This window comes from Neobacillus sp. YX16 (assembly GCF_030123505.1).
GTDB lineage: Bacteria > Bacillota > Bacilli > Bacillales > Cytobacillaceae > Neobacillus.
Genome location: NZ_CP126115.1, coordinates 2,282,790 through 2,303,337, shown reverse-complemented (window position 1 = coordinate 2,303,337; position 20,548 = coordinate 2,282,790). Strand labels below are relative to the sequence as shown.

The 20,548-nt window shown below is 36.7% G+C and carries 15 protein-coding genes; 3 read left to right on the top strand and 12 right to left on the bottom strand.

What is annotated here, in order from left to right; all coding sequences use genetic code 11:
• Positions 1-60 precede the first annotated feature (60 nt).
• The 10 genes from QNH48_RS11060 to QNH48_RS11015 all read right to left on the bottom strand — a co-directional run bounded on the left by QNH48_RS11060 (position 61) and on the right by QNH48_RS11015 (position 12,453).
• Positions 61-3,006 (bottom strand): fibronectin type III domain-containing protein, encoded by a 2,946-nt coding sequence (locus QNH48_RS11060; protein ID WP_283954933.1) that lies wholly within the window; start codon positions 3,004-3,006, stop codon positions 61-63.
• 38 nt (positions 3,007-3,044) lie between these two features.
• The gene (locus tag QNH48_RS11055; protein ID WP_283954932.1) at positions 3,045-4,613 is read right to left on the bottom strand and encodes a glycoside hydrolase family 43 protein; all 1,569 of its coding nucleotides are present in this window, start codon (positions 4,611-4,613) and stop codon (positions 3,045-3,047) included.
• Positions 4,570-5,031 (bottom strand): DUF4064 domain-containing protein, encoded by a 462-nt coding sequence (locus QNH48_RS11050; protein WP_283954931.1) that lies wholly within the window; start codon positions 5,029-5,031, stop codon positions 4,570-4,572. Before QNH48_RS11050 ends, QNH48_RS11055 begins: the two co-directional genes overlap by 44 nt.
• A 16-nt stretch (positions 5,032-5,047) precedes the next feature.
• Positions 5,048-5,989, bottom strand: a complete 942-nt coding sequence (locus QNH48_RS11045; protein ID WP_283954930.1) for a pectinesterase family protein — start codon at positions 5,987-5,989, stop codon at positions 5,048-5,050.
• A complete protein-coding gene (locus QNH48_RS11040) occupies positions 5,959-6,855 on the bottom strand; it encodes a dienelactone hydrolase family protein (protein ID WP_283955744.1) in 897 nt (298 codons plus the stop codon). The genes QNH48_RS11045 and QNH48_RS11040 overlap by 31 nt, the downstream gene beginning before the upstream one ends.
• On the bottom strand, positions 6,855-8,189 hold the full coding sequence (locus QNH48_RS11035) for a glycoside hydrolase family 28 protein (RefSeq protein WP_283954929.1): 1,335 nt from the start codon (positions 8,187-8,189) through the stop codon (positions 6,855-6,857). Before QNH48_RS11035 ends, QNH48_RS11040 begins: the two co-directional genes overlap by 1 nt.
• 4 nt (positions 8,190-8,193) lie before the next feature.
• Positions 8,194-9,309, bottom strand: coding sequence for a glycoside hydrolase family 88/105 protein (locus QNH48_RS11030; protein WP_481858465.1), 1,116 nt, complete (start codon positions 9,307-9,309; stop codon positions 8,194-8,196).
• A 105-nt stretch (positions 9,310-9,414) separates the two neighbouring features.
• Positions 9,415-10,926: an extracellular solute-binding protein gene (locus tag QNH48_RS11025; protein WP_283954927.1), complete on the bottom strand. Its 1,512-nt coding sequence runs from the start codon at positions 10,924-10,926 to the stop codon at positions 9,415-9,417.
• Positions 10,889-11,575: a YesL family protein gene (locus tag QNH48_RS11020; RefSeq protein WP_283954926.1), complete on the bottom strand. Its 687-nt coding sequence runs from the start codon at positions 11,573-11,575 to the stop codon at positions 10,889-10,891. Before QNH48_RS11020 ends, QNH48_RS11025 begins: the two co-directional genes overlap by 38 nt.
• A gap of 20 nt (positions 11,576-11,595) precedes the next feature.
• Positions 11,596-12,453: an ABC transporter permease gene (locus QNH48_RS11015; RefSeq protein WP_373558164.1), complete on the bottom strand. Its 858-nt coding sequence runs from the start codon at positions 12,451-12,453 to the stop codon at positions 11,596-11,598.
• A gap of 445 nt (positions 12,454-12,898) precedes the next feature.
• Here QNH48_RS11015 and QNH48_RS11010 point away from each other — a divergent pair, with 445 nt between their 5' ends.
• Positions 12,899-13,783: a carbohydrate ABC transporter permease gene (locus QNH48_RS11010; RefSeq protein ID WP_283954925.1), complete on the top strand. Its 885-nt coding sequence runs from the start codon at positions 12,899-12,901 to the stop codon at positions 13,781-13,783.
• 58 nt (positions 13,784-13,841) lie between these two features.
• Here the strand turns inward: QNH48_RS11010 and QNH48_RS11005 are convergent, their stop codons facing one another.
• Positions 13,842-16,067 carry a helix-turn-helix transcriptional regulator gene (locus tag QNH48_RS11005; RefSeq protein WP_283954924.1) on the bottom strand — a complete coding sequence of 742 codons (2,226 nt, stop codon included), beginning with the start codon at positions 16,065-16,067 and terminating at the stop codon, positions 13,842-13,844.
• Between the two features lie 339 nt (positions 16,068-16,406).
• Between QNH48_RS11005 and QNH48_RS11000 the strand changes: the two genes are divergently transcribed.
• The gene (locus QNH48_RS11000) at positions 16,407-17,090 is read left to right on the top strand and encodes a rhamnogalacturonan acetylesterase (protein WP_283954923.1); all 684 of its coding nucleotides are present in this window, start codon (positions 16,407-16,409) and stop codon (positions 17,088-17,090) included.
• A gap of 43 nt (positions 17,091-17,133) precedes the next feature.
• Positions 17,134-18,897, top strand: coding sequence for an ABC transporter ATP-binding protein (locus tag QNH48_RS10995; protein WP_283954922.1), 1,764 nt, complete (start codon positions 17,134-17,136; stop codon positions 18,895-18,897).
• A gap of 153 nt (positions 18,898-19,050) precedes the next feature.
• On the opposite strand, the gene QNH48_RS10990 is transcribed toward QNH48_RS10995, so the two are convergent.
• Entirely contained in the window at positions 19,051-20,544 is a 1,494-nt protein-coding gene (locus QNH48_RS10990; RefSeq protein WP_283954921.1) for a UxaA family hydrolase, read from the bottom strand.
• Positions 20,545-20,548 lie beyond the last annotated feature (4 nt).

Below are 20,548 nucleotides of genomic sequence, written 5' to 3'. Positions count from 1 at the left end.
ATCTTTAGTAGATTAAATCCCCCAAATTAAACGTACTACAATTAAACCAAATACTAGAAATTACTTGGATTTAGCTTCTTCGCTAACTGCTTTTCCAGGAATGAGGTGTACAGTTTCACTCGGTCCATAACCACTCCATCGATATCCAAATACTTTTAAAAGACCGTTAGGAATCACATCTGCGAGTCTTTCTCTTTTGGAAAATTTGATTCCTCGTCCGACTGCTTCCACCTTAAATGTATATTTTTGCCCTTGTTTAAGGCCGGTTACCGTATAATTGGTTAAATCTGTTGTCATTTCCGCATTTATTGGCGTAAATTCAGCACCCTCAGGCAGAATCGGTTGCCCATTTACATAAACACGGTATCCGATCACCTCTTGGTTGGTGGCTTTTGCCTCGTTCCAAGAAAGAGAAACACTCTTTCCATCCTTTCCAATCGCGGCATTTAAACCACCATCAAAAGTTGGAGCCCCAATCGCATACGGAACAGCCGTTTCAATTTCAAGTGAACTGTTATATGGTGTTTTATTTCCTGCAAAATCAACTGCTTCTACTTCAATATCATATTTTGTACCTGGTTCAAGTTGGGTTAACGTATATTTGCTTGATGTAACAAATCCGCGTAATTTTCCGTTTGCATATACGTTATATCCAGCAATTCCAACATCGTCACTTGCTGCTTTCCAAGCAATAGATGCCCAAGTGAATCCAGGATAAACAACCTCTGCTTCTTTTCCATTAAACGTATCACTTGCAGGTATCTTTAGTTTAGGTTCCGAAATTTCAGTATTTTCAGGAAGTGCTGGTGGTGTTAAATCAGCTTTTCCTTCCGTTTTTACTGTTATTTCCGGGCCATTAGAAGTACGATTCCCGATTGCGTCTGCAGCTTCTACTTTAAATTCGTATTCTTTATTTGGAGATAACCCAGTAACTTTATAGCTTGTTTTATTAGTTATGGTAAAGTTAGATCCTAATTTTTCTCCATCTTTATATATGGTGTATCCTATAACTCCTTTTTTATCAGTTGCTCCCTCCCAAGTTAAGGTTACACTCTTTCCATCAGCTGAAGATAGTGCTTGGACTGCTGACGTGTCTGACCATTCTGGTTTTTGGTCTGCATCTTCAGGAGCAGCAGTTGTATCTTCAAAGACAAGTCCTGTAGAGTTTTTTATTCTCCATGGATTTCCGCCATTATCTTTGACATTCGTAAAGGAAACATTAATAAATTTGAAATCCTTTGCGTAATCCATATTTACGGAATAGACATTATCAAATTTCACATCTCTAAAGGTAATATTTTCGTGGTACACTTCCCCTACATCCTTATTACCAGATACAAGGATAGATTGTTTATTACTGCCGCCTTGATTGCGTACCGTTGTATTAACAATCTCCATATCTTTAAATTGAGATAGTTCTTGTGCAGGCTCATAAAGAATGGAAGCATTGGCATCTGTATAAGCAGAAGTGAAGACAAAAGGACCATCCCCATCAATGCCTTCTAAAGCATTATCTCTGAAGAGGATATTTCTCGCTCCGCCGCCCATCGGGGTATTGGTTTTACTACGCAAACCCACATCCGTTTTATACATAATGTTATCTTCAACAACAAAATCTTGTATCCAACTGCCAGTATGACTGCCTGTTACCACTCCACCGTGACCTTCACGAATATAGTTATTAAAAATCCATGCACTTCCGGTTGGTTCTTTTTCAGCAGCCGCTTGGCCCATTCCAGAAGCAAAGTTGATGGCATCATCTCCAGTATCCACAAAGTTATTGAAGACCATAATGTTTTGAGAATCACCGAACTCATAGCCATCCGCATTATTTCCATCGTATGTTTTGGAAATGGTACCATTTACTACGATGTTTTTACTGTGAAGGTTCACAATTCCATGATTGGCTGGATTAAGCTGGGTAATACCTTCATAATACATACCGTCAACCCCGCGAACAGTAATCAGATTAGACCGTCCAGAATAAGCAGATTTTTCATCCATCCCCATCTCCTGGGCTGCGTAGGATTGATTTGCAGCTAGTATTCCGAAAGTACTTTCCGCTTCAGGATGTAAAGGACTCATTTTTCCATTTTCTACTTTTACATTACCGGTAACTTTAGAATTATTACCTGCAACTAAACGTGGCAGTTCATTGCCAAGTTCATCAATTGTTGGATGGCTTTTATCATATTTCCACCCATTTCCGTCAATGACCCCGTTTCCTACAATCCTAATGTTCTTTAGACTGCCGTAATCATAGGTATGGGCGTTAATCAGGGAGTAAGAACGCTCATCTGTCGAGTAATCGTAAAGCCAGAAATTCATGCTATAATCTTCAGCATCCGGTGAACCAAGTAGATGTCCATCTACTTGAAGTGTCATATCAGATTTCAGCCATAATTCCCCAGAAATAAATTTTCCTTCAGGAATTAATACTTTCGCTCCTGGTGCCGCTGCATCAATAGCGGCTTGAATCGCTTTTGTATCTTTTGTTTCATCATCTGCTGTTGCCCCAAAATCAACAATATTAAAAATTTCTGGTACAGAGATTGTATTCCCAACAACTTGGTTGGAAGGGGCAGATTCGATCCCTTCTGCATTTACAGAGGTTACATAAAATTCATAAGATTTGTTAGGTTTAAGGTTTTCTACTATAAAATTATGAATGAGTATATCAACGTGGAAATCATCTTTATCAATATTTTCATAGAAATTATCGATATACGCTTTTGCTGGGCCGCTGTTATCTTTTAAAGCGCTGCCAACTTTCTTCCCATTCATATAAACATTAAAATCTACAATGTCCTTATAGTCTTCAGGTTTTTCCCAAACAAGAGTTATACTGTCTTCGTCATAAGCAAGGTTTGGTATCTGTAAGTTTACAGGGGCTGGAAGGTCATTTGCAGAAGATTGTTTTTTTGCAGAAGCAGTTGCAGCAAATTGACTAAATACTAGTAATATTACTAGTAAAAAAGAAATACTATCTTTTATAATTTTCAACAATCGTAACCACCTTTTTAATATTTGGATTATCATTCTTATTACAATGAATCTAGTCCACGATATTCAAAGAAATCAAAATCAGCATACGATCCAGCTTGCAGGTCCATATCATGCACAGCAATACCTACAAAGTTTCCGGTAAATCCTCCAGCCAAGAATAATAAATCTTGATCTTCTCCAATTTCTTGCCAAAGAGTATTCTCATCCATCCGATAGTAAAATTTTCCAGAAGGACCGTCAACTTCAATCTTTAACTCTACTTCGCCCTCTTCTGTTGGGATAATGACTGGAAATAAGGTAAATTCCCCATCTCTACATTGCATCAATCGAATAACACGGCCTCTTACCTCATCATAAGTTAGGTAGGCATAAAGGTAATTACTATCATTTAAATACAATAGTAATCCAGCCATTTGATTATAGGATTCTGGGGTATAGTCTATCTTTGTAGAGGCATCAAACCGGAAATCTTTTTGGCGTATAGCTAGGATATGATGTTCAAATAAGGATTGGATGGAATCGCCTGAGCATACCCGTAAATATCCCTTACGACTGGTTAAATCGCACCATGAATCATCCGCTAATATGCGTAAAGTGTTCCACTCTTTGTCAAGAACACCTGTAAAATCATCTCGGAAGTTTGTATTTATCCTTTGTACAACTGGCTCTGCTGTAACAATTTCTGTTTCTACCAATGGTCCATTGCCACCATCCACTAATCGCAGCCAGCCATCTTCTGTCCAATAAACTTCTTGAATAGCTGTTTCACGACCTAAAATCGCTGCTTTTCCCATTAAGGGACGAGTGCATAAATAGACCATATACCAGTTGCCCGTTGGAGTTTGAATAATACTGCCGTGACCCGAACATTGTAACGGTGATTCGGGTTTATCACTTGCTGTCAGCATGGGATAGTGTGGATCCAATTCATATGGTCCGATAAGTTCTTTTGCACGGCAAACCGTCACGGAATGACCTGAACCTGTTCCACCTTCCGCGGTGATTAAATAGTAATAATCATTATGACGGTAAATATGTGGTGCTTCTGTTTTTGCCAATTCTGTACCATCAAAAATTTTATAGACAGGTCCTACTAAACTTTGTTTTTCTAAATCATATTCTTGAAGGACAACTCCGACTGATTTATTGCCTGTTTCGATACGATAATCCCAAATTTCATTTAACAACCACTTGCGTCCGTCACGATCATGGAATAAAGACGGATCAAAGCCGCTGCTATTTAAGTACACGGGTGTTGACCATGGTCCATTGATACTTGGTGCTGAAATTAAATAATTATGGCTATCTTTAAATGGTCGTTTTGTACTTTTTACATCGGTGTAGACAAGATAAAATAAACCGTCCGCGTAACTAATTTGTGGTGCCCAAATACTTCCGTTTTGTGGGTTTCCACGTAGATTTACTTGATTCGTTAATATATCGGTTTCGTGATTCCAATTCACTAAATCTTTTGATTGATAAATGCGAACGCCTGGCAGCCATTCAAAGGAAGAAACGGCAATATAATACGTATCTTCCACCTTCAAAATATACGGATCTGGATTAAATCCTGGCAAAATCGGGTTGACTATTTTTGTTCGATACATTTCCTGCTCCTTCTTTTTCCTTTATTTTTCTAAATAGGCATAAGGCTGCTGCTATAAAAAAGAGAAAAGCTAAGGGAAAGGCAATAAATTGGGTACCTATTAAAGTCGCTAAGCCGGCAAATATATAGAGCACAGCTCCCCTTTTAGGAGATTTATTTCGCCAAATTGATAGAGTAGCCAGAGCAACTAGAATAAATACAATTAGCAGTGTAACACCAAACCATATAGCTAATGCTTTCACTGCATCAAAGCTCTCTGAAACGTATTCTTCAGAAACACCCGCCTGCAGAATAGGAAAAACTGTCGTCTCGTAAATACTTTCCTCCATCGAAGTCATCGTCAATGAAAACCCGCCTAAGAAAATGACACAAAGTATGACACCTGCTATTCCAATCATCACTTCCCATTTTCGCTTCATTCTCCATGTTCCTTTCCTATAAATCTACTTGTATGAAATCAATCCAATCTACTGTTTTCATCTCACTATGAAAGATATATCGATTATTATTTTCTTTATATGTTACCGTTTTTCTATTTGCTATGTTTCCCCAATCATTCCATCTATCATGATGAATATGAACACCTACCATACAGTTTGCAAAAGTAGTTTTCGCATAGGGGCGCCACGGCCTTCCTAAAAAGACATTTTTAACATCTGCGTCTGCTGTTAATAAACATTGATAGAAATAAAAACCTTTTTTATTTTTAGAAGTGGAGGCAGCAGTAATGTAACCTTCTCTGTTAAGCGGTCTTTTCAAGGACTTAATTTCACAGCCTTGGAACACTGCTTCCCCACCACCAAAAATAAAATCGACTGTTCCTTCTATATAGCAATTAATAAAATGACTCTTGTTTTCTTCATAGATGGTTCTTATTTCAGGAGTAGAAAAAGGCTGGCCATTTTTTTGCACTTCTGGCAGTGGGCCCAGACATATGGTGTCCTGATACCCTTTGAAGGAACAGTTTATAAATGTTACGTTGTTTCCTTCATTATATAAGGCAAGCGCCTGACCCACCTTTTCTCCTGGTCCTGCATCATTAATAATCTCAAGATTTTCTATTCGAATATTTTCTCCATTGATAAAAAGGGTTGCACTCTGAAAGGTGCCAATTTCTCGTAGATGTTCATCTTTTTGTAAAGCATATCGATTTCCAATCAACTTAGTAGAGCCTATACCTATCAATGAAATGTTAGATTGATATACTGTAATATTTTCATAATACTCTCCACTTAAGACGGTTATTTTTAAAGGTCCATCTTCATCTCGACAACTATCCAAAGCCTCTTGTATACTAGAAAAATCACATATTTCATTTCTTCCTACAACTAGACTCTTAACAAAATTCACAGATGGTTCTTTAAGAAAGTTTTCCATAGCGATCTCATTTCCTTTGTTTCCTGGTGTCCACCTGTAAGTATGCATCCTTCCCAATTTTGCGAAAAACCGTGTTCTACATACGTACTTCTCAATCGCTCGTTTAAAAATCCTGCTCCTTCAATCGGACACATTCGATCATCCTTACCGATCATACTGAGGCGTGGTCTTGGCGCAATCATTTCTTGAACGGCTAATGTAGAAAAATGTTTTAGAAACCCAGGAACATAATAATAAAAACCATGATGATCTAAACCACGTTTCTGTTTTAGTGTCTCGATATCTACTTGGGCTGCGATGTCCACTGTGACTTTTATACGCTCATCTATTGCAGCTAACCACCAACTCATTAAACCACCCATAGACATTCCGATTGTTGCTAATCTGGCAGAATCTACATCTGATCGGGTTTCTAGATAATCTAACAAGGCCATGTTATCGAATATCCGCATCCCCCACAGCGTTTGACCATCTAACAGCATTTCCTTTACCAATTCACTTTCCTGTTTCCCTTTTCGTTGATTAAAGCCCCACATATCAATCGAACAAACTGCAAACCCAAGTTCAATTATCGTTTCAACGAAGGATGGGGTTTGTAAATAGGAGCTGCTGATTAAGAGTTCTTCCTTCCCTTGATCAAAATTGCCGCCATGAGAATGATTAAAGATAACGGTTGGCAAAGGTTCAACAGCATTTAATGGTTTAGCAAAATAAGCAGGGACGGTTTCGATGTTATTTAAATGCAACATTAAACTTTCTAAAACAAACCCCTGCCTTGTTTCTACATTTATTAATTTGGCAGATATCTCTTCCGATTTTGAACGTTCTCCTAACAAATCGATTAGATGTTTTCGCCTTTTCTCAATCACACTACCCCTACTTCCTTAAGAAGTACTTCTTCAGCTTTTGTATTTTTAGACTTGCAGTGGGTAATCTCTACATCCTCACTATATTCGACATGGAATGCTGGACCTTCATGATTCTCAATGGTTACTCGGTTAAATAGGATGTCTTTAGCAAAACCTACATAAAAACCCCGATTGTTCATATCTTCTATTCCTGCCATCATGGCTGGTTTCCCAGGAATCGCATTTTCTGCCATTGAAATATCAATGTTATTAAATGTAATTTCAGACACATATTGCTCAGCTAAGCCATAAATAAACCCAGCTGATGCATGGACATTTCGAGCCGTAATATTAGAGAAGTGTATTCGTTTAAAGGTTGGAGTCTCTTTTGTTATAGGGTATGGATTTTTGTCCCAGACATATTTATCTTTACCTTTTGGTCCGCAGAAGTAGTACAAGTTCAAAATAAATGGACACATTACCCGTTCCATGACAATATTGTCAATTCGAATATCCGCAACGACCCCTCCGCGTCCTCGTCGTGATTTAAAACGAATTCCCCTATCGGTATCCTGGAAGGTACAGTTACTAATCGTCACATTTCGGATGTCCCCACTCATTTCACTGCCAAATACCACTGCCCCATGGCCGTGAACCATTGTACAGTTCGTAATAGTAATGTTCTCACAAGGTACTCTTTCAGAAGTATCTTCCGTACCAGCTTTAATCGCGATGCAGTCATCTCCTACATCGATGTGGCAGTTGCTAATTCTTACGTTTTTACATGATTCCGGATCAATTCCATCCGTATTAGGTGAGTCTGATGGATTGACAATAGAAACATTGTCTATGGTTACATCGTGACAACGGATCGGATTCACGGTCCAGCTTGGTGAGTTGATTAAGGTCACATCTCGTATGGTAATCCGCTCACATCCATCAAAACTAATCAATTTTGGCCGCGGGTAAGCTAGTTTTTCTCGTTCATTTCGAAATATATGCCACCAAGTCATCCCATTGCCATCAATCGTGCCAAAACCGGTAATAGAAATATTTTTTGTGTCTTCTGCAAATAAGCAAGACGCATATACCTCTCGTACAACTCCTTCCCAGCGTGAAACAACCACTGGATAGTCCTCTTGTTGATCCGAAAATTTCAAAGTAGCCCCTGCAGACAAATGCAATTCAATATTATCTTTTAAAAATAAAGCACCTGATAAAAATACACCTGAAGGGATCACGATTTGTCCGCCACCATTTATATAAGCTTTATCAATGGCCTTCTGGATATTTCTGGTGCATAAGCTACCATCGGCTAATGCACCAAAATCGGTAATATTGTAAATTGTCATATTCTTACTCCTCATTCATGACTTCTTCAAATTCAGCTAAAGCTTGTAAAAACGCACCTACCCCTTTTTGGTCATTACAAATAATTGGTTCACTAATGTAATACGTATAGGTACCATCACGTTGATCATGTCCGCCCAGTCCAGCAACCTGACAATTCTTATTTAAATTCACCCAGCTCTCTTTCGTGAGCAAGACAAATTCATCCAATAATCCTTGATGCGATTTCTTTACCTGTGTTTCCCATTCTTGTCGATCAAGAACTCCCAAGCGAATCCCTTTTGCTATTGCACATACAAACATACTGCTGCACGAAGCTTCTAAGTAATTCCCTTTTTCATGTCCCTTATCTGTAACTTGATACCAGACACCACTTGCTTCATCCTGGTAGTTTACTAGTGCCTTTAATGTTTTCTCGAGTATCTGTACAAGAAAGTCTCGATCGGGTGTATCTTTAGGAAGGATTTCTAATGTATCTACTAAAGCCAATAAATACCAGCCCATAGAACGTCCCCAAAAGTTCTCTGACAAACCCGTTTCTTTATTGGCCCATGGCTGAATTTTTTTCTCATCCCATGCATGATATAAAAGCCCTGTCTTTTCATCTATTAAATGCTGATAACTAAGTTTAAACTGACGAATGATATCCTCTAAACCTTCTCCATTAGCAAAGGTTGTTTGATACTCCGCATAAAAAGGTGAACCCATGTATAAACCATCCAGCCAAATTTGATAAGGATAAATTTGTTTATGCCAAAATGCACCTTCGGATGTTCTAGGGTGTGTTTCGAGCTGACTGCGTAATAATTCAGCAGCCTTTTTATACTTTTCCTCTCCGGTTTCTTTGTAAAGGACAAATAACATTTTTCCATTATTAATATGATCGATATTATATTCATCCAGTTGATACCCTTTTATTGACCCATCTTCTTGAATAAAATAATCCATGTTTTCCTTTATATAGTTAAAATATTTCGGTTCACCCGTTTGCTGCCAGACTCTTTCAAACCCCTTAAATATCACTCCATAATCATAGGACCACTTTCCTTTATATCCTTTGTCATCATATAAATGAGGAAGTCTTTCCATAATTGAGTTTGCTGTTTTAACGGACCAGTTCATATCTATCATTCTCCTATCTCGGTTTATATTACTTACACATGCCAGCATATAGAATGGAGGTTCTTTCTATTGAACAAACATTCAATAGAAAAACCTCCATGGTGATTATTTTGCTGCTTTATACGCTGCTTTATATTCCTCTTTTATCGTTTTGCCGCCTTGCTCATTCCAATTTTTAACTGCTTCCTTATAATCATCGAGAGTGATTTCTCCTAAAATATATTGATAAGTAGCATCCGTAATAATCTTTTGTAATTCCGAACCTTGTGTGGTGAAAGTTGGTGATTCTAAAGGAACAGCAGGGTTAAAGACAGCATATTTTGCGTTTTCAGCAATCATATCATCTGCTAATGATTTAATTGGGTTAGGATCTTTTAAACCATAACCAGCCTCTTTTGGACGTGAAGCGGCAAATGGCTGGACTTCTTGCTGCCATAAATCCTGATTAATAATTTCATAAGCGCCTTCATCATTAATCTTATAATGTGTACCTTCAATTCCGTAAGTCATCAACGTATAGGTATCTGAATCTAGTAAATCATTAACGAATTTCAAAAGACGTTTTAATTCTGCTTCATCCTTTACTTCAGAACGTGGGAATGCTAATAATCCTCCGATACCATTCCCCGCAGACCAAATGGCTCGTTCAGAATTAGAATTAGAGGTCATATCATTGACTAAGGCAATTTCCATATTATCTTGGATACCTGCTGCCATTGTTTGTAGATTTTTAGCGTCAAATAAAGCTCCCACATAAATACCTGCCTTACCTTGAGCGAAGTTTTGCTGTTGATCTGTTTTGGCTGTTACAGCAAAGTCTTTGTTAATCCAGCCGTTTTCATATAACTCTTTCATGTAGTCCATCGTTTCGATATAGCCATCTGTTTCAAACTCAGCTGTAAAGTTGCCCTTGCTGTCCACCTGCCAATTATTTGGTGTACCATGGTATGAACCTAAAGTTTTGAAAGCACCATAGATTAAATCACTACGATCCATAAATCCAGTCGTATCATTTTTCCCATTACCATCAGGATCTTTTTCTGTAAACGCTTTCGCTACTTCCATTAATTCTTCTGTTGTTTTAGGAACAGCCAAACCTACTTTATCTAACCAATCTTTACGAAGAACGACACCATTTCGTGCTAAATCTTTTTGGAACGGTATTCCATAGAGCTTACCTTCGATAGAGGCTGAAGTACGGATGTCTTTTGAAATCGCTTTTAAGTTAGGAAACTCATCCAAATAATCTTCTACATTCCAGAACATCCCTGATTTCAAGGCATTACGAACAGAGGAATTTTCTAAAATGGTTAAAGTAACAATATCTGCTAATGAATCCGAAGCTAATGCTGTATTAAGTCGTTCCTCTTTTGAAGCATCTGGGATCCAAGAGAATTTAATTTCTGAATTTGTTTTTTTCTCTATTTGGTCTAACACCGTATCGGTCGGCGGTGAAGCTGTATGCAAAATGTTTAACCAAGAAATTTCTGTTGTACTGTTTTTGTTGTCGTCCTTTGCAGAATTGTCGTTGTTAGAAGCTGTACTGTTGCACCCCGCTAATAGAAGCATACTTGCTAAACTAACACCCGCTAACTTTGATACCATTTGTTTTTTCATCCCAATTCTCCTTTGCACTGTGGTAAATACTATTATCTTCTATCTCTTTGGCATCCATCGTTTCCATTCTGGTAAACACTTGATTACCTGTCCAAGTAATCAAATAGAATAAGAAACTAATACCTAAAAAGGTTAAAACCCCTGGAAAAAAAGTAGTTGCTGCCCAATAAATTACACCGGTAACCAAAATTAAAACAAGTGAATATTGTAGACAGGAAAAACCAAATAGTAGAGACATCTTCACTTTAAAGAGTATTCCCTTCCAATTATAATGAGCCATAATCGGAAAGATATAAACTAGTGATAATAAATAGATAAAACTGATCACAAATAAAGCTACCCTAACATACCAATTGGCTACATGCATTAAATCAACGATTAAAACTATGCCACCTATAAGATATATCCAACTGATGATGACAGATTCTTTGAAACTCTCTTTGTAATATTTCCAGAAGGTTTTAAAAACCGGCATGCTTTGGTTGCCGCGAACCCATTGCCTGCAAATACTAACTAAGGCATAGGTGGAGGGGCCGATACCGAATATACCTAATCCAAAAATGGTAAAGAGTATCCATAAAAAATTCACATATACCAAGTTAAGGATGATCGTTAAAACGTGATTTAACCTTTCCACTGATTTCAGCAAGATATCCCCTCCAGCTTTCTCTAATACACGCCATCTTCTCCAAATTTCTTCGCTAGTTTATTCGCAAGAATGACTAATACCAATCCAACAAGACCTTTAAATAACCCAACAGCAGTACTGAAACTTAACTGACCATTCTTTAAACCTGCTGTATAAATATAGGTGTCGAAAATTTCTGCAACACTACGGTTTAATGAGTTAAGTAAAAGATACATATGTTCAAAACCTAGATCAAGTGTGCTTCCAATTTTCAAGATTAATAGTGTGATAATGATAGGACGAATTGCAGGCAATGTAACATGCCAAGTTTTTCGAAGACGCCCAGCACCATCCATTTCAGCTGCTTCATATAATTGAGTATCCACTGCGGTAATCGCAGCTAAATAAATAATCGTTGACCAGCCTAATTCTTTCCAGATAATTTGTGCGATGTAAACGGTCCTTGTCCAATCAGGTGCAGTTAAGAAGCTGATTTTCTCCAATCCTATTAATGCTAAAAATTCATTAATAATACCGCCATCCACATTCAGAAAGATAAAAGAGATGGAAACAATAATAACCCAAGACATAAAGTGAGGAATATAAATCAGGGTTTGAATTCCTGCTTTAAAATATCTGTTCTTCACTTCATTCAGCATGAGAGCCACGATGATCGGTAATGGAAAAAAGATGACAAGATTTAAGGCAAACAAAATTAATGTATTCTTTAATAACATAAAGAAAGTAGGTTCCGTAAATAAACGAATAAAATGTTTGAGACCGACCCATGGACTTCCTAAGATCCCTAAGAATGGCTGATAGTCTTGAAACGCAATAATGAGACCAGCCATCGGTAAGTACTTAAATATAAGGAAATAAAGTACTCCTGGAAAAATCATAAGATATAAGATTTTATTCGTTTTTAATCCCGCTAAGATTTTTTGTCTTTTTTTGATTTTTTGCTGCCTTGCAGTCAAGATGGGCAAGGGTTGATTATTTTGATTCACAGCACCTTCCATTTCTTTCCTCCTCTTATCATTTTGCTTTCCTTTCTTGCTCTAAGCATACTGAAAATGAAAAATTACGTACATAATCATTTTATGATTACGCTTACAAAACCCTTTGGTATCAGTGTTTTTAAACATGGTATCAACCATAATGATAATTTTTAACTAGTTGTGATTATCACTTTATAGTGCAAATTTTTCGTCACGAAAGCGTTATCTTTACTGTTAATTCAATAGTGGGATATTGATTATATACGGAATTTGGATGTGATGATAAGGTTGGTTTATCTTACTAAAAGAAAAATAGATTAATATTTTGGAAGCGAGGAGGATTTATATGAAGAAAACGAAAAAGAATAAAAAAACCAAAGGAGGTCTAGTCTTTCCCATTATTAATGGAACCATTCTAATCCTGATTGCCCTTATTTGTTTTCTTCCATTTGTCAATGTGATCGCAAGTTCATTTGCATCCACTCAGGAAGTGGTGGCAAGAAAGTTTATCTTATTTCCACGTACTTTTTCTCTGGATGCCTATCGCTATATTTTATCAACGCCTACCCTCTTTAAGTCATTAGCGGTTTCCATTGGAGTAACTGGTATAGGTACTTTAGTTAGTATGGTTCTCACAGCATTAATGGCATATGGCTTATCTCGAAAATATCTAATTGGGAGAAATTCCATTAATTTTATCGTTGTGTTCTCCATGCTTTTCAGCGGTGGAATGATTCCTACATTCTTAGTTGTTAAATCAGTTGGTTTAATTGATTCTTATTGGTCATTAATATTGCCAGTCGCAATAAACGCTTTCAACTTAATTATTATGAGGAACTTTTTTCAAGCCCTACCAGATAGTTTAGAAGAATCGGCAAAAATGGATGGCTGCACAGATTTTGGTGTCTTCGTTAAAATCATGCTGCCACTGGCATTACCATCAATAGCTACTATATCTTTGTTCTATGCAGTCACCTATTGGAATACGTATATGACAGCTATTCTTTACATTAATGATTCTACCAAGTGGCCGATACAAGTATTATTACGTCAAATTGTCATCGTATCTAGTGGTATGCAGGCTGAAGGGTCCTCAGTAGATGTTGTACCGCCTGCACAAACGATTAAAATGGCTGTCATCGTAATCGCCACTGTTCCAATGTTAATTGCATACCCATTCGTTCAAAAATACTTCGTCAAAGGTGCATTAGTTGGATCTGTAAAAGGATAATATAGATTTCATCAAAAAAAAGCTTCTCATAGAAGCTTTTTTTTGATGAAAAAACATTCTAATGCATATACTCTTTACGATAATCTCCTGGGGTCATTCCCAATTTCTTCTTGAAGAAACGAATAAAGTTTTGAGAATTCCGATATTGCAAGCGTTCAGCAATTTCTTTAATGGCTAAATCGGTATCCTTTAACAAGGTTTGTGCCATTTGTAGACGATAATTCATTAGATAGTCTACAAAATTCTCTCCATATTCTTTCTTAAATACATTGCTTAAATAGTTTGGATTGTAATGCAATCGATCTGCAATAATATCCAGGGAAATTTCCTGATCAAATTCCGTTTGTACAATGTATACGATTTTTTCAGATAAGGATTTAAATCCTCTTTCTGTTTTATCGTGAGTACTAATAATGACAGGTTTAATTAAATCGTTAATTAACATTTCCTTAATCTTTTCTGGATAATAGGCATTCATGGCAGCTTGATACAATTTCTTTATATTTTCAAAGATTTTTGATTCAGCACCTAATAGTTGTCCTAATTGCACGAGCTCATTTATTACTCGAATTAAGGTAACGCCTAAGCTAATGGGATTTTTATTTAAACGAAAGATTTCTTCAACAAGCAAATCAACCATGTTCATGACATCTTCCTCATGACCAGAACGAATCGTATTCAATAACTCATTAAGTAGCTCGACAGGGAATTTTGAAATGGACGCATCATTTAACATCGAAGAGATATCATTATAGAAAATAATTGACTCCGGTCCAACATTTACTCGGTAATGAAGCGATTCCTTCGCTAAATCTACCGCTTTTTTACTATCGATTAACGATTCATAAATCGGGCTAATACCAACACTAATGATGATATTCAGCGATTTTTTCACAGCTGCTTGGATTTCTTCATAGTACTTCATGATCCGACGCTCAGGTTCTTCGTCGCTTTTATCCAGGATAAAAATCGTTGCTTGCATTTCATCATTTAAAACGATTGGATTAAGGCGTTCATCCTTAGAGACAATTTCTCCTACTATATTATTAATAGCCAATAATAAAAGATTCTTATCTCCAACCTGTTGATGATCCAAGTTGTCAATTTGAATCAATCCTGTATAAAACACATTATCCTCTTCAAAATGGTAGCCAAATTGCTCTAAACGATTCATCACATCATTTTCAGAGATTCGCTTCCTAAATAAGCTTAAAACAAATAAGGTCTCCAATTGAGGTTTTTGAATAGAAAGACTGGCTGTTAACAACTCATTTTGTCCAACTATTTTATCGATAGAATCAGCCAAAAAGGAAAGTTCATTTTGCTTTTTATGTACTCCCTGAATGTCCAGTTTTTCCTGTATTTTCTTAATTGGTCGTGTGAATGATACGGCCAGCAAATATGAAATAATACCCACCAAAAAAATTAAAAGTGCGGAGACAATGAAAAGGCCCACTCTCGTATTCTGAATAATACTGCCAATCTCATTTTCATCTATTTCCACTAAATAAAGCCACCGATTATAATCAGATTGCATATAGACATATTTCTTTCCATCTTCTGTTTCTAATACATTAGCATTTTGACCGCTTTCCTTAGAGACTGCTTTAAAATCTTGAAAGCTACCTTTTTTTACATCACTATCCTTCATCCTGCTAGAATAGAGTAATTGATCTTTTTTATTATAAATTTCTACTATATTGTTTTGGTCACCTATAATCTGATCAATACTTCTCCTAGGAATATACGATATTCCTAAAGCGAACTTTTCCCTCTTATACATCGGTAAAGTCATAACCATTTCAATTCCAGATTCTATTGGTTTCCAAAAAAGACTATTGGTATCATTGTTAATATATGTATTTTTGTATTCAGTAACTTCTTCCGTTGTTAGCATTCTCAAAGAACCGTTAATGATTCCCCAGTTCTGTTCCAAGCTTACTAAACTATGATTACTACCTTCTATCCCCATCATTTCTATGTAACTCATCTCTTTTTTGATATCCCGGTAAATATCAAAATCTTTTCCTGTCAAAGGATTCTTAAAGATTTCTTCAAAATTGGAAGTCGCGCTGTAACCAGTATATCCATACTCGATGGTTCTTACTTTTTGTTCAACATTGTGAAGAATTTGTTTTGTATAATTTTTCTTATCCTTCAAGAAGCTTTCCTCAACGGAATGATACGTGGAATTATAGATAAATATGCTGAACCCCACAACAAGTCCTATTCCCAATAAGAAAAACGGGATAAATAGTTTGTAAAATACTCTTGCTTTTTTCAAAAAATCACCCCTTCGGTGAACTGTTATTCACTATATCTCAAAAAATGCAATTTTCAAAAATTTGATAACGCTTACGTTATAATAAACTACATTACCATATTTACAAGACTATGTAACCTAGCATTTTATCTATGTAAGTTATATGCATTGACACTAAAACCAGTAAATTGTAAAATGTTAACGTTAACATTTATTCGCACAATTTAATCATATCCTCATTTCAGAAACCAATATTAAGGTAAATGGGCTCTACTTTTGTTTTAACATAAAAATGTTAACGTGTACATATGCTTTTATCAAGTATTAATAAGAAAATTTAAAAAACGGGAGCAATTACGGATGGAAAATCAAATAACCATTTATATAGCAGGAGATTCTACGGCTGCTATAAAACTACCAGAAAAACGTCCAGAAACAGGCTGGGGGGAAGCATTTCAATCGTACTTTAAAGAGAATGTAAAGATTGAAAATCGTGCCATTAACGGCCGAAGCACAAAATCATTTATAAACGAGGGTCATTTAGCTGCTATTGAGAAAAGCATTCAACCCGGAGATTACCTCATCATCCAATTTGGTCACAATGATCAAAAACTAGAAGATCCTGAACGCGGAACGCACCCTTATGGAGATTACCAAGATAATCTCTTTCAATTCATTCAGGCGGCTTATCAAAAAAATGCCTTTCCACTATTATTAACTTCAGTCACTCGCCGAAAATTTGAAGATGACACAATTGATATCGTGTCAGTTGGAGATTTTCCTCAAGCCATGATTCAATTTGCTGAAAAATACCAAGTACCTGTTTTAGACATACATAAGATCACAAATGAGTTTATGGGGAAAATCGGTAATGAGGAATCAAAGAAATACTATTTGCATGTAGCTCCAGGCCAATCCGAAAACTATCCTGAAGGAATTACCGACAACACCCACTTCAATGAAGAGGGCGCGAAAGCAGTGGCTCAATTGATTATCAAGGCAATTAAACAAAGTGAATTACCTCTAAAAAACCTACTAAAATAGCGAAACACAGTTTTTTTTCAACCTTTAAAGGGAGTTGAAAACAATGGAAGAGTCATTTGTACAGCAAATCTATAACAAAAATCAGAAAAATTCCTTTAAGGTACTAGTAGGATTATATAAAGGAAACTACTTAAGAATATTTTATTCAGCAGTTTTCTTTATCATCAAACATATCCCCGCTTGGGTAATGCCGATCGCAATTGCGAATGTGATCAATGCCGCTACTATCCAGAAAGGTGGTGGTATTCAAACCATATATCTTAATGCGATCATTATGTTTATATTAGTACTGCAAAACATTGTAACAAATTATTATCATACTAAACTGCATAGTTATGCGATTCGCAGCGTGGAATCGGGTTTGCGTGCCTCACTTATTAAAAAGCTGCAAGAACTTTCAATTCCCTATCAAAAGGAGATGCAGTCTGGAAGGCTTCAATCTAAAATTATGCGGGACGTTGAAGCTGTCCAGACCCTTTCCTCACAAGTGTTTGTCAGTAGTTTAAATATTATTGTCAATCTATTAGTGGCCTTAGCCATTACGTTATATAACAGTCCTACTGTATTTCTATTTTTCATCTTAACTGTACCGATATCAGCTCTTATCATTGTTGTCTTCCGTAAAAAAATCAAAACTTCAAATTCTGAATTTCGTCAAGAAATGGAAGAAACCTCTGCGCGTGTTATTGAAATGATAGAATTAGTACCCATTGCACGTGCACATGCGTTAGAGAATCAAGAGGTACGCCGCTTAAATCACCGATTCCAACAAATATTATCAAAAGGGTTACATTTAGACATCATTCAATCTATATTTGGTTCTGTTAGTTGGGCTAGTTTTCAACTTTTTCAAATTATTTGTTTAGTTTTCACTGGTATTTTGGCATTACGTGGTTCCATTACTCCAGGAGAAGTGGTGATGTATCAAACTTACTTTACAACAGTAGTAAATTCTGTTTCTAGTATAATAACATTAATACCCACTATCGCTAAGGGATTAGAATCAGTAAACTCCATTGGCGAAATATTAACTGCTGGTGAAGTAGAAAATCATGAAAATAAACCAAAAATTAAACAAGTAGATGGAAATTTTTCCTTACAACAGATTTGTTATCAGTATCCTAAAAGCGATCAAACGATTCTCCAAGATATTAACTTAGAGGTTAAACAAGGAGAAACGGTCGCTTTTGTCGGAGAATCTGGTTCGGGTAAATCAACCATCTTAAATTTACTCATTGGATTTATTCAACCTACTGAGGGAAAAATCCTTTTAGACGGACATGATATGTCCTCCATTGATATAAGATCTTTTCGACAGCATTTAGCAGTAGTCCCACAATCAACTATTCTATTCTCTGGAACCATACTTCAAAATATAACGTATGGTATGCCATCTGTTACAGAAGAAGAGCTAGAAAGAGTCCTCCTTGCTGCAAACCTCTGGGATGTCATTCAGAAGCTTCCTGAAGGGTTGAACACGAGGATTGGTGAACATGGGGATAAGCTTTCAGGCGGTCAAAGGCAACGGGTATCGATTGCAAGAGCCTTAATTCGGAAGCCAAAGGTCATTATTTTAGATGAAGCCACGTCTGCATTAGATAGCCATTCTGAGAAAAGAATTCAGGAAGCTTTGAATATTTTATGTCACGGCCGGACTACATTTATCGTAGCCCACCGTCTTTCGACTATTCGTAATGCAGATAAAATAGCAGTGATTGAAAATGGACGATGTGTAGAATTTGGTACCTACGATGAACTAATGTCTAATAGAGGTAAATTTTATGAATTGAAGCAATTACAAATGTAGTAGCCTAGCAAAGGGATTAATAAGTCAAAATTGGATGCTAGGAAATCCAGCCTGGCATCTTTTTTTTCTGTTGATTTGCGCTTTATAAACCAAAAAAACCCTTTTGAAAGACTGTATGATTGTCTACTCAAAAGGGATTTATTAAGTCTCTGACTATAAGGTAACTCCACTCTTAAAAATTGAAATCTCTCTAAAGTCATTTTTCTCATTATTGACAAATTCCCCGCTTGCAACCTGAACAATATAATCCACAAAGTCATTCAACACTTGTTCTGGCAGTACTCCATCATCCAATAATGTTCCTGCATTAAAGTCGATCCAGTGTGGTTTTGTTTCATAGATTTGTGTGTTAGTTGAAACCTTCATCGTTGGAACAAAGGTTCCGAACGGGGTCCCCCGACCTGTCGTAAACAAAACCATCTGACAGCCGGCGGCCGCAAGCGCAGTGGAAGCAATAAGGTCATTACCTGGGGCACTTAAGAGATTTAACCCTTTTGTTTTAAGTGTATCGCTATATTTTAAAACATCAACAATGGTGCTCGTTCCCGCTTTCTGTGTGCATCCAAGGGATTTGTCTTCTAATGTCGTAATGCCTCCAGATTTGTTCCCTGGGGAAGGGTTTTCATAAACAGGTTGATTATGACGCAAAAAATATTCCTTAAAGTCATTAATTAGATCCACAATCTTTTCAAAAACCTTTTCATCTGCAGCACGTTCCATTAATATCGTTTCGGCTCCAAACATTTCCGGGACTTCAGTGAGGACGGTTGTTCCTCCTTGTGCAATTAAATAATCAGAGAATCTACCAAGAAGTGGATTGGCAGTAATGCCGGAAAATCCATCGGATCCACCGCACTTTAAGCCAATTTTCAATTCTGAAAGAGAAACGGACTCCCTTTTGTCATTTTTGGCATTTTCATAGATTTCCATTACCAGTTTAAAACCTTCCTCGATTTCATCGGTTACATTTTGGGAGATCAGAAATTTCACTCTCTCCTCATTCACTTCACCCAACGCTTTTTTAAACTCTGGCAGCTCATTATTCTCACAGCCAAGACCTAATACAAGCACACCGCCAGCATTAGGATGTTTTACTGCATTGATTAGTATTTGTTTTGTGTTTTCATGGTCATCTCCTAGCTGCGAACATCCATAGTTATGCTTTAAGACAAGGACATTGTCAAACGGGCTAATGTCTCCAACATGACGCTCAAACCGCTTGATAATTTTCTCGGCAATTCCGTTCACACAGCCTACAGTAGGCACAATCCATAATTCATTCCGAATTCCGACATTCCCATCTTCCCGACGGTATCCCTGGAATGTACGATTTTCATTTTTAAATAGATTCTGAGATTCTTTAAACACGTATTGGTATTCCTGTGTTCCAGATAAATTCGTTTTTGTGTTATGGGTATGAACATGTTCACCAGGTGCAATCAGACCCAGTGCATGGCCGATTGGATAGCCGTATTTAATAATATCCTCATTTTCATAAATATCTTTTACTGCTACTTTATGGCCACGGCTGATGTCTTCTTTTATTTGTATATTCTTGCCATTAAGATAAATGGTTTCACTTTTCTTAAAGTTTCTTAGTGCTAGAATAATATTATCGTTTTCAGTAATTTGAAGAAAATCCTTCATTATA

Coding starts and splice junctions, on each gene's coding strand:
- QNH48_RS11055 (WP_283954932.1), bottom strand. CDS start 4,613: ATGTATCGAACAAAAATAGTCAACCCGATTTTGCCAGGATTTAATCCA.
- QNH48_RS11050 (WP_283954931.1), bottom strand. CDS start 5,031: ATGAAGCGAAAATGGGAAGTGATGATTGGAATAGCAGGTGTCATACTT.
- QNH48_RS11045 (WP_283954930.1), bottom strand. CDS start 5,989: ATGGAAAACTTTCTTAAAGAACCATCTGTGAATTTTGTTAAGAGTCTA.
- QNH48_RS11035 (WP_283954929.1), bottom strand. CDS start 8,189: ATGACAATTTACAATATTACCGATTTTGGTGCATTAGCCGATGGTAGC.
- QNH48_RS11030 (WP_481858465.1), bottom strand. CDS start 9,309: ATGAACTGGTCCGTTAAAACAGCAAACTCAATTATGGAAAGACTTCCT.
- QNH48_RS11025 (WP_283954927.1), bottom strand. CDS start 10,926: ATGAAAAAACAAATGGTATCAAAGTTAGCGGGTGTTAGTTTAGCAAGT.
- QNH48_RS11015 (WP_373558164.1), bottom strand. CDS start 12,453: ATGATTTTTCCAGGAGTACTTTATTTCCTTATATTTAAGTACTTACCG.
- QNH48_RS11010 (WP_283954925.1), top strand. CDS start 12,899: ATGAAGAAAACGAAAAAGAATAAAAAAACCAAAGGAGGTCTAGTCTTT.
- QNH48_RS11000 (WP_283954923.1), top strand. CDS start 16,407: ATGGAAAATCAAATAACCATTTATATAGCAGGAGATTCTACGGCTGCT.
- QNH48_RS10995 (WP_283954922.1), top strand. CDS start 17,134: ATGGAAGAGTCATTTGTACAGCAAATCTATAACAAAAATCAGAAAAAT.
- QNH48_RS10990 (WP_283954921.1), bottom strand. CDS start 20,544: ATGAAGGATTTTCTTCAAATTACTGAAAACGATAATATTATTCTAGCA.